The organism is Pseudoalteromonas sp. 120-MNA-CIBAN-0494 (genome assembly GCF_040308885.1).
Lineage (GTDB): Bacteria > Pseudomonadota > Gammaproteobacteria > Enterobacterales > Alteromonadaceae > Pseudoalteromonas > Pseudoalteromonas nigrifaciens.
Genome location: NZ_JBEOOE010000023.1, coordinates 47,706 through 57,463, shown reverse-complemented (window position 1 = coordinate 57,463; position 9,758 = coordinate 47,706). Strand labels below are relative to the sequence as shown.

General features: G+C 39.0%; 9 protein-coding genes and 1 pseudogene. 5 read left to right on the top strand and 5 right to left on the bottom strand.

Annotation, left to right across the window (positions count from 1 at the left end; genetic code table 11):
- The first annotated feature begins 109 nt into the window (after positions 1–109).
- Positions 110–906, top strand: a pseudogene (locus tag AAEY55_RS13315) (response regulator).
- A gap of 442 nt (positions 907–1,348) precedes the next feature.
- Positions 1,349–1,585 (top strand): hypothetical protein, encoded by a 237-nt coding sequence (locus AAEY55_RS13310; protein WP_089369122.1) that lies wholly within the window; start codon positions 1,349–1,351, stop codon positions 1,583–1,585.
- Between the two features lie 239 nt (positions 1,586–1,824).
- Here AAEY55_RS13310 and AAEY55_RS13305 read toward each other — a convergent pair whose 3' ends face one another.
- Positions 1,825–3,138, bottom strand: coding sequence for a M20/M25/M40 family metallo-hydrolase (locus AAEY55_RS13305; RefSeq protein ID WP_350551748.1), 1,314 nt, complete (start codon positions 3,136–3,138; stop codon positions 1,825–1,827).
- A 443-nt stretch (positions 3,139–3,581) separates the two neighbouring features.
- Here AAEY55_RS13305 and AAEY55_RS13300 point away from each other — a divergent pair, with 443 nt between their 5' ends.
- Both AAEY55_RS13300 and AAEY55_RS13295 read left to right on the top strand, forming a co-directional pair.
- Complete coding sequence (locus AAEY55_RS13300) at positions 3,582–3,839, top strand: type II toxin-antitoxin system Phd/YefM family antitoxin (RefSeq protein ID WP_011329809.1); 258 nt, start codon at positions 3,582–3,584, stop codon at positions 3,837–3,839.
- Positions 3,827–4,126: a type II toxin-antitoxin system RelE/ParE family toxin gene (locus AAEY55_RS13295; RefSeq protein WP_350551745.1), complete on the top strand. Its 300-nt coding sequence runs from the start codon at positions 3,827–3,829 to the stop codon at positions 4,124–4,126. Before AAEY55_RS13300 ends, AAEY55_RS13295 begins: the two co-directional genes overlap by 13 nt.
- A 233-nt stretch (positions 4,127–4,359) precedes the next feature.
- Here the strand turns inward: AAEY55_RS13295 and AAEY55_RS13290 are convergent, their stop codons facing one another.
- Together AAEY55_RS13290 and AAEY55_RS13285 are read right to left on the bottom strand one after the other, a co-directional pair.
- On the bottom strand, positions 4,360–5,040 hold the full coding sequence (locus tag AAEY55_RS13290) for an SDR family oxidoreductase (protein WP_350551742.1): 681 nt from the start codon (positions 5,038–5,040) through the stop codon (positions 4,360–4,362).
- 55 nt (positions 5,041–5,095) lie between these two features.
- The gene (locus AAEY55_RS13285; protein ID WP_089369125.1) at positions 5,096–6,094 is read right to left on the bottom strand and encodes a DUF4382 domain-containing protein; all 999 of its coding nucleotides are present in this window, start codon (positions 6,092–6,094) and stop codon (positions 5,096–5,098) included.
- Positions 6,095–6,320: 226 nt separating this feature from the next.
- On the opposite strand from AAEY55_RS13285, the gene AAEY55_RS13280 reads away from it, so the two are divergent.
- Positions 6,321–7,187, top strand: a complete 867-nt coding sequence (locus AAEY55_RS13280) for a mechanosensitive ion channel family protein (protein ID WP_011329813.1) — start codon at positions 6,321–6,323, stop codon at positions 7,185–7,187.
- Positions 7,188–7,476: 289 nt separating this feature from the next.
- Here the strand turns inward: AAEY55_RS13280 and astB are convergent, their stop codons facing one another.
- Positions 7,477–8,823: an N-succinylarginine dihydrolase gene (gene astB / locus AAEY55_RS13275; RefSeq protein ID WP_089369126.1), complete on the bottom strand. Its 1,347-nt coding sequence runs from the start codon at positions 8,821–8,823 to the stop codon at positions 7,477–7,479.
- 400 nt (positions 8,824–9,223) lie between these two features.
- Positions 9,224–9,658: a MarR family winged helix-turn-helix transcriptional regulator gene (locus AAEY55_RS13270; protein ID WP_089369127.1), complete on the bottom strand. Its 435-nt coding sequence runs from the start codon at positions 9,656–9,658 to the stop codon at positions 9,224–9,226.
- Between the last annotated feature and the right edge of the window lie 100 nt (positions 9,659–9,758).

Genomic DNA, 9,758 nt, shown 5'->3' with positions numbered 1-9,758 from the left:
AGGGCTAACTATTCCGATTCATCCCATCGACGCCGCTTCGCGTCGATCAATGGGTTTTCTCGGAAAATTTCGATAAAAACAGCAAGATTATAATAATAAAGAGATATAAATGAGTGACTTAACTGCAATAGCTAATCTATCAATATTATTGGTCGAGCCTTCAGAAGTGCAGCAAAAACTGATCATAAAATCATTAATACAAAGTGGTGTAAAACAAATAGAAACCGCCACTACACAAACCCAAGCTTTAACCCTACTTGCAAATTACAACCAGATTTAGTTATTAGCAGTATGTACTTAGCTGACGGCACCGCCGATTCACTGCTACAAAACATTAGGTCGAACCCGCGCACAGAGCACCAAGCATTTATGTTGGTGTCGAGCGAGCGTAATAAAAAGTATCTTGAGCAATTAAGGCAATCGGGCGTGTTAGCTATTTTACCTAAGCCCTTTACCAGCGAAGCTATTACCCGAGCGCTTAAAGCTACCTTAGATATAATTAGCGAACAAGAAGTAGAGCTTGAACACTTTGATGTTACTTTGCTGCGCGTATTAGTGGTTGACGATAGTCGCTTTGCTCGTAAACATATTATTCGGGTGCTTGCTGGTATGGGAATACCTGCGCCGGTAGAGGCTGAGAATGGCAAACAAGCAATTGAGCAGCTAAACGAGCAAGCGTTTGACTTAATAGTAACCGATTACAATATGCCGGAAATGGATGGCAGAGAACTAACCGAAGCGGTTAGAGGCTCAAATAGCTACTCGCACATTCCTATTTTAATGGTGAGCTCAGAAGCCAATGAAACCCACCTAGCAAACATCTCTCAAGCCGGAGTGGATGCCATATGCGACAAACCGTTTGAACCAGCAACAGTGAGAGATTTACTATTTAAAATAATGTCTTAACAAGTTTAAGCAAGTACTCGAAGAAATAGCAGTATTTTAAGTTATTAACCTGATCTCTGGTTAAGAGATTTACTAACGTATTGAATCATAGTTATATTTAATTTTATTTTCTCTAGCCAGAGGTTTTCAGTGAAAACAAGGCGAATTTACGCGTCAATAGCTGGCCTATTGCAAGAAAATTCAACGCAGTTAGCGCTGAAAATAGCTGCTTGAGATAAGTTTATTATCCGGAGCTCAGGTTTATTACTTTACCCCGAATATTTAGGGTATAAAGCAATAAAGAGACAATTTTATTTTTGCTATTTATATACTAAAGTATAAAGGTTAGTAACTCCTGACTACTTTAGCTAAGGACACATTATGTCTGATCCCGATATCAATAATCTCAATAGTAAAGACGCTGCTGGTGAGCAAATAGAGGCAATTGTTGCAGCAAAAAAAAATGGCTATAGATGAAATTCTCAAAGAAAAAAGAATTGCAATTGCAGAGATCAGAGCTGAAATGGACTTAGCTATAGATGAAATACTCTGTGAGTCGGACAACCCTGAAGAAGGGCTTAAAGTTAATGATATGGCCGAAGCAGTTAAAAGAAAACGCAAAAAAGGCAAAAGAGACAGTGATAGAAGAGTGCGCGATGCTGATTACGACAGCCATGAGAAAAAGCACCGTGAAACATAAAATTAATAGTACCAGCGTTGGTTATTGTAATAGTTCAATGGTGAGTTAACTACCCAGAACACCTTATACATGCAACATTACTTATGCAAAAGGCCAATTTTATTGGCCTTTTGCATACTTATTACCAGAATTAAAGCTAGACTAAAGAGTAGGGTGGCAGAGTTAATTAACCTGCTCTTGGGTTAATGGCATTAAACATAATTAGTTGGCTCACTGGTAGAAAACATTAAATAATAATCTTACAGCTGCCCTAACCTGTAAATAAGCAATGCGGTTTTTTTTATGTTTTTATCAAGGCTAGTTAAATCGGCAGTTTCGTTTTTAGTGTGCGCGCCACTGCCCATTAAGCCCAAGCCATCAAGCGCCATATTAACATGGCTTGCGGCAAACGAAATATCTGCAGCGCCTGCATTGCGTGGGTTGGCAGCTACTACTTTGTTGAAGCCTAAGTCGTGGCTTGCGTCGCTGTATAATGCTAATAGCTTTTTATTGCCATCAGTTAATGCCATTGGCGGGTAACCGTCTTCAAAAATAAGCTCTGCTTTACTGCCATTTAAACTGTTGCTAGCAATGAGTTGCATTGACCTTTTTGCGTTTTCGAATTGTTTTGGTGAAAGTGCGCGTAAATCGCCTGCTATATGTACGGTTTGTGCTATTACATTACTTTTACCAAACGCAGTTGCTGACGAATTAGCGCTGTCGTAGTCGGCATTTGTGCCACCCACAATAAGCCCTGGGTTAAAAGTTAAATTAGGTTGTGTGGCAAGTTGTTCTCTAAAGCTATTTAAAATACGCGATGCTTCGTAAATAGCGCCATAGCCTACATTATCACTAAATATTTGCGACGAATGCGCCGCTGCAGCACTTACGTTTAGCGTCCAGCCGGTATAACCACGGCGCGCCGCCATGGCGGTTTTAATATTGTTATCGCCATTTTCAAAGCCTAAAGCAACGTCTGCCCACATTGCCGCATCAACAATGGCTTGTTTAGATAAGCTAAGCGGACGACCGCTGCTTTCTTCATCGCCAGTGAGTATTACTTTTATGCTTACATTTTCAAGTAAGTTAAGCGCTTGCAAGCTTTTAAGTGCGGTAATTATTATCGTGTTACCGCCTTTCATATCGGCAACGCCTGGGCCACTGGCTGTATCGGCATCAAGCTGTTTGTAGGTTGTAAAATCATCGTGTTTGGCAAAGACTGTATCTAGATGGCCGATCATCAGTATTTTTATTGCATCGGGGTTTTTACTCTCAAAGGTAGCCAATACATGCCCTGCGCGGTTAAACGCACTGCCATCCAGCCATTCTACTTTAAAACCAATGGCCTTAAATTGCTCGCTTGTAAGCGCGCCTACTTTTTTTACACCTTCAATATTAAGCGAACCGCTATTAATATTTACGGCTTGCTCTATTTCTTTAAGTGCTTGGGGAATGTTTTTATCGACCTGTTTTACTATTTCACGCTCATTTTTATCAAGCGCAGCATGACTTATAAGCGGTAAGGTACTAGCAAGTGTGAGAATGATTGCATGGCTAAATTTTAAAAATGACATAACAGCATAATAAGTGAGAAATAAGAGTATTTAATATGAAGTAAAATTAATAAGGATTCAATAGAAGTAGATTGTGATTTTTAACTAATTTTATAAGCAATAACGAGTTACAAGTTTAAGGGTGAACGCGTTATTAGTTTAAACACAGGTATTTAAATATAACCACTTAATTAATAATCAACGGGTATAATTAATCAGCTATACGTCTGATATTACTGAACTCCACCATTTTGGGGTTTTGCTACATTTAGAAAAGGTAAGGCGAAGCTAACTAACTGTTTACAGTTGTTTATTTTATAGCTTGGTTAAGTTTTTGTAATATAGGGGTATTTCGATTTGTGAAATGACAAATATCGTAGGCTAATTTTTAGTCGTGCCGTTGTAACCTCCGGCTGCTGTGATACTATAGTGATACATTACTTAAGTTCTAGATAGGATTTTTTATGAAAGTTGAGCTAGTTACGACTCTTAAACGCCAAGCTACTAAAATATTAGCTGATCTTCATACTTCAAAAGAGCCTGTGTTAATTACAGAACATGGTAAACCATCTGCTTATCTAGTTGATGTTGATGATTATGAATTCATGCAACAACGAATAGCAATCCTTGAAGGTGTAGCGCGCGGTGAACAAGCTATTAAAAATGGCCATTTATTCTCTAATCAAGAAGCAAAAGAGAAAATGAGTAAATGGCTGAAATAATATGGACATCTCCAGCTCTCGATGATTTAAATTATGTTGCTGAATATATTGCTTTAAATAATCTGATTGTGGCTAAAAAATTGGTTCAAAAAGTATTTGAGAAAGTATCAAGGTTAGAAGATCATCCAGAATCAGGTAAAAGGCCTGCTGAGCTAAATAACTTAAACTACCGAGAAGTTATTGTTAATCCGTGTCGTATTTTCTATAAAATTGAAAATGATAAGGTTTATATTTTACATGTAATGCGACAAGAGCGAGATTTACGCAGGTTTCTTTTACAGAATTAAATACGGTTAACAAGTAAATCCACTAGTATGAAAATTTGGCTGAATCCATCTTGATTACTAAGAAAATCGCAAATTAAAATAGAGCGACAAGTGCAGTTTAAAAAATATAACAGGGCTTTTAAACGACCAAAATTTTTCTCTTAAACAGCTCTCAGCCCATATTTAGGACAAGCAACCACCAGGTTTAATACCACTTGTATTAAACCTGACAGCCAAAATCTACCAAGCTACATTTAATTAGTCGGCATTAAATAAATTTCGCGTACGCTGTTGCGCTGGTTTGCTTCAATAGCAAAAAGTACTGCGTCAGCGACATCTTGTGGGTCGAGTTTGTCGGGTTTAGCTTCATCAAAAAATGAGGTATTTACCATACCTGGTGCTATGGTTGTACAGCGGCCATTCCACTCACTCATTTCCTCAGCTAAGTTTTGTCCAAAGCCATAAGCAAACCATTTAGTTGCACCGTAAATAGAGCCGCCAATTGGCTTACGGCCAGCAGCAGAGCTGGTTAAAATGAAGTGTCCGGTGGTTTCGCGTAAATATGGCAGTGTTAATTTTGCGCTCCACAATAGGGCTTTAATGTTTATATCGATCATGGTTGACCACTCATCCGGATCACCTTTTTCAGTGCCAGCAGTTGAAACCCCCATGCCTGCGTTAGCAAAGGCTACATCTAATCGGCCAAACTTTTCAATGCCTTTGGTAACTACGTTTTCGAGCGCGGTAAAGTCGGTGGCATCTGCGGCTACAGCCATTGCGTTATCTGATCCTAGCTCGGCAACAAGTTGGTTAAGTTGCTCTTCTCTACGGGCGGTTAATATAACTTTATGACCGTTGTTTACTAAGGTTTTTGCCGTTGCTTCACCAATGCCACTAGAAGCGCCGGTTATGAGTACTATTTTCTCTTTTGCCATGGTTTTTTCCTTATTAACAAATGAATGAAGGCGCAGCTCAATGTGCGCCATGCAGTTATTGCGCTATGTCAAAATTGACTGATAAATCGTCAGCTTGCGTTAGACTAATTTGTTTCAGTTGATAAATATTAAAGTCTGCATCTACTTGCTCTGCATCGTCTATGTGTGCGCTACACGTATAACCAAGTTGGTAGTCGCCTGGTGTTATGAATGCGAGTTCAAATTCGTATTCATTATCGTCCGCATCAAATACAACATTGGCAGTCGCCAGCGGAGCGTTATCAGGCGTTTGGTCATCTATTTCATGCATATCTGTTGGGGTTTGTGCCTGCGCAGAGTAAAGGTAAACAGCATGGCCAAATGATGAATCATCAGCGGCAAGACCAATGTTGTCAGTCTCGCAATTGTTTATAAGTGTTTGGCTTACAGAGCCTTCAATATCTTGTGATTCAGAAAGGTTTTGTAAACGCACACCGCGAGGTTTTAAAAATATTTCGTCATTATTTTGTGGATCAACTAACGATTTTTTTAAATCAAACTCTAATACAAACTCGTTGTCGGTTTGATTGAGTGTAAAGCCATCTAGCTGAATTTCACCCACGCCATCGTTACCTTTTCTTTTTACGATAAGCGGTGCAATGCTGCCGTCTTCATAAACTACGTGAGATGTTAAGCTAAGGTTGTTCGTGTCGCCGTTTATCACTTGTGCGCGGATCCACGAATAATCCCCAGCAGGTACTTCTTGATCGTCAAGTAATTGAAAAATATCGTCGCCCGTATAGTCTAGTAAATTGACCATTTGCGCTAAGGTGGAATCGTTTTTAGAGCGAGTTGCAAAGCTAACTTCTTCACCTGCTTGGGCTTTAATTGTTATTGAATCAAACACTACGTTAACTTGTTTTAAACCAGTGACTGGTGCGTCGGAAATGCCTAAGCTAAAAGTGGTTTTATCACTTGCTTGCGGTGGGGTTGTTTCAGCCTCGTCATTTGATGAGCCACAGCCTGCTAAGGCAAAAATAATAGCGCTACTTAATATTGTTGATTTAAAGTTCATGCTTGTTTCCTTTTATTTGATTTGTTAAGTGTATGTATTTAACCCTTAACCTAAATTGAATTAAAAATATGAAGAGTTAGAACTTTTAACATGCTGTTTTAAATGGTTTTTAATTTTATCGATTTAATTGTTTTTTACTATATACTCGCGCCACTTCTTTTGAAGTCGTTTTTATTAAATTTAACCATAATTTTGCTGAGTTTCAGCCACATTTATCGGAACAAACATGAAAGATAAACTTTTAGCATTTTGGCAAAGCCATTCAGAAACAATCATCACTTTAGGATACAAAGTGATTTTAGCTTTGGTGATTTTAATTGCCAGTGGCGTAATTGCCCGCGCTGTTAAAAGAGCAGTTAATGGCTCTAAATCGCCGCTTAATAAATTAGATAAAACTTTGCTGCCTATTATCTCTCGCCTTTCGAGTTACTTGGTTTATATAATTGGCTCGTTATTTATTTTAGATATTTTTGGGGTCAATACCGCCAGTTTAGTGGCACTAATGGCCGCTGCAGGTTTAGCAATTGGTTTGGCGTTAAAAAGTACGTTAAGTAATATAGCTGCAGGTATTATGTTATTAATACTGAGACCTTTTAAAGTAGGTGACTTTATTGATGCCAGTGGTACATCGGGTACGGTGAGCGAAATAAACTTATTCACTACTATTTTTAAAACCACCGACGGCCTTTATATAGCCTCTCCTAACGGCAAAGTGTGGGGTGGTAATATTAAAAACTTTACCCGTAACGGTAAAAGACGCATGGATATTGTAGTGGGTATTTCGTATGCCGATTCAATAGACGATGGCTTAAATGTACTTAAACAAATAGCCAGCTCAGAAGGGCGTTTACTAGCAGAGCCAGCGCCAAAAGTAATGGTGGTATCTATAGCCGAAAGTTCGGTAAACCTACAATTACGCGCATGGACTGTAAATGGTGATTACTGGCAAACAGTGTGGGATCTTAATAAGCGCGTTAAAGAGTCTATTGAGCAAGCAGGGCTAACAATTCCATTCCCGCAGCGCACTTTGCACTTACCTGAGTCGCTAGCAACAAGCGTTACAATTAATAAAGACACTGCAAAAGTAGATTAATATTAGCAGTATCAGCACACATAAAAATAGCGAGCTAAGGCTCGCTATTTTTTGTTGTATCGTTTGTAATTATTTAACCTGAACTCTGGTTAAGAGATTTACTAACGTATTGAATCATATTTATATTTAATTTTATTTTCTCTAGCCAGAGGTTTTCAGTGAAAACAAGGCGAATTTACGCGTCAATAGCTGGCCTATTGCAAGTGAATTCAACGCAGTTAGCGCTGAAAATAGCTGCTTGAGATAAGTTTATTATCCGGAGCTCAGGTTATTTAGCTTAAGTAAGTAATTAACCTTCTAATTGAAAGTCGTACACTGAGCCTAAATTAAGTAGTTGGGTTAGCTCATCAAGTGCTTGGTAACTTTCGCTCAGCAGTGCTGGGTCGGCAAAGTCTTTAGCACCTAATTGATCGCGGTAGTTACGTTGTGCCCAGTTACACAATTGCGTGTATTTAGTGTCGGTTAAAATAACGTCTGGGTTTACTGCAGCGAGTTCTTGCTCGTTCAAAGCAACCCGTAAACGCAAGCAAGCTGGGCCGCCGCCATTTTGCATACTTTGGCGTAAATCAAAAAAGCGTACTTGGTTTATAGGATTATCGGCCATGATCATTTCTTCAATGTAGTCGTTAACCGCGCTATTACGTTGGCACTCTTTTGGCGCTACTAATAACATAGAGCCATCACTTAGGCTTACTAGCTGGCTGTTAAATAAATAACTACTAACTGCATCTTGAATACTTACTTTACTTGTAGGTACTTCAATAATATAAAATTGTTTATTACCAATGTAGGCTTCGCGAATATCTTGCAATGCTTGCTGCTGATTTAAAAATGCTTGCTGATGACACAGCAGTACGTTGGCATTACCTACAGCAATAACGTCGTTATGAAACACCCCTTGGTCAATCACATCTGGGTTTTGCTGCAGTAAAATTTGGCTGGTATCTTTTAAATTATGTAAGCGGCAAATAGCTTCTGAGGCTTCGAGGGTTTGCCTTGCAGGAAATTTAACCGGTTTTGGTAAATGGCTGTTAAATGCACTGGCCCCAAACACAAACATTTCTAGGCCTTGCTCGCCATGGCTGTCGCAAAAACGGGTGTGGTTTGCTGCACCTTCATCACCAAAAAAGCCTTGATCGGGTAAATGGGTATGATGCGCAAAGTGGTTTTGGTTATTAAACATTGCTTTTAACAACCGCGTTGTGGTGGCAGGCTCTAACGAGCGATGAAACTTATTGTTTAAATTTGCAGCGGTAAAGTGCACTTTACCATCGGTTGTATCGGGCGATGGCGACACAGTAGCGGCGTTTGCTGTCCACATTGCTGAGGCTGAATAACATGCGCGTAATAAAATAGGATCGGCGTTAAAAGCTTTATTAATAACTTGCGCGTCGTTACCGCTAAACCCTAGGCGGCGCAGTATATTTAAGTCGGGGCGTGCATGGGGTGCAAATACACCTTGAGTTAAGCCTTTATCGTGCATGGCTTTCATTTTTTCAAGGCCTTGAAGTACCGCCTCTTGGGGATTTGAAAAGCTAGCGGCGTTATTTAACGAAGCAACGTTACCATACGATAACCCCGCATAATTGTGAGTAGGGCCAACTAAACCATCAAAATTAACTTCTAAGGCAGGCATACACATTCCAAATAAATTGTTTAATAGAACTAACAATACAATGCATTGGGTTTACTTGCAAAGCGACACCAACAAGAAAAGCTTAACGGCTGAGAATACGCTCTTTATCAGCGGTAGTACGCGGATTATTTGGCTCGTTTACTTGCCAAAAACTAACATCTAAACGCCATAGTAAATAAAGTGTGTGATATAAATTAAACATAGCTTTTCCTTTGATTTTTTTTAAACACATAAAGTAATAGGAAGAAGTATGCCAACGTTTAATTGAATATTTTATGAATACGAATCAATGAATTAGTGTTTTATATAAAAAAGTTGCTAGCTTTTTGCACTTATATGGTGGGTTTTTTGGGCTGTATGCACTTATTTGATACACGCGCTATTTTAAACGGTTTATGCATTAATCAGATAAATCGTTAACGACTAAGTCGAGTAACTGCATTAGTTGTTTTGCTTGCTCTGTATTTACGTTATTAAATTTACACAGCACTTTGCTAGGTATATCAGCCGCTTTTAGCTTTAGTGATTGCCCCTGTTGAGTGAGTTGCACTAAACGCTTGCGCTTGTCGTGCTCGTCTTTTACTACGGCAAGTAATGACTTGTCGGTCATTTTTTTTAGTATTTGGGTCATTGCACCGCCATCAATCGCGGTGTTATTTATAAGCTCGGCAATGGTTATTTGGTCCTGCTCCCACAATGCCATCATTACTACATACTGCGGGTAAGTTAAATTAAGCTCAGCTAACGGCTCCCGATAAGCGCGAGCAATACTATTAGAGGCCATATATAAACGATGACATAACTGATTTTTTAATTTTAACTGCTCAAATGACATGCTTTAACCTCTTTGCTGAATAAAGTGCATTTTAATTTGCATGCAAAGTATTTGCAATCTATATTTAGTTGCTCTATTATTTTGCACACAAACTAAATAA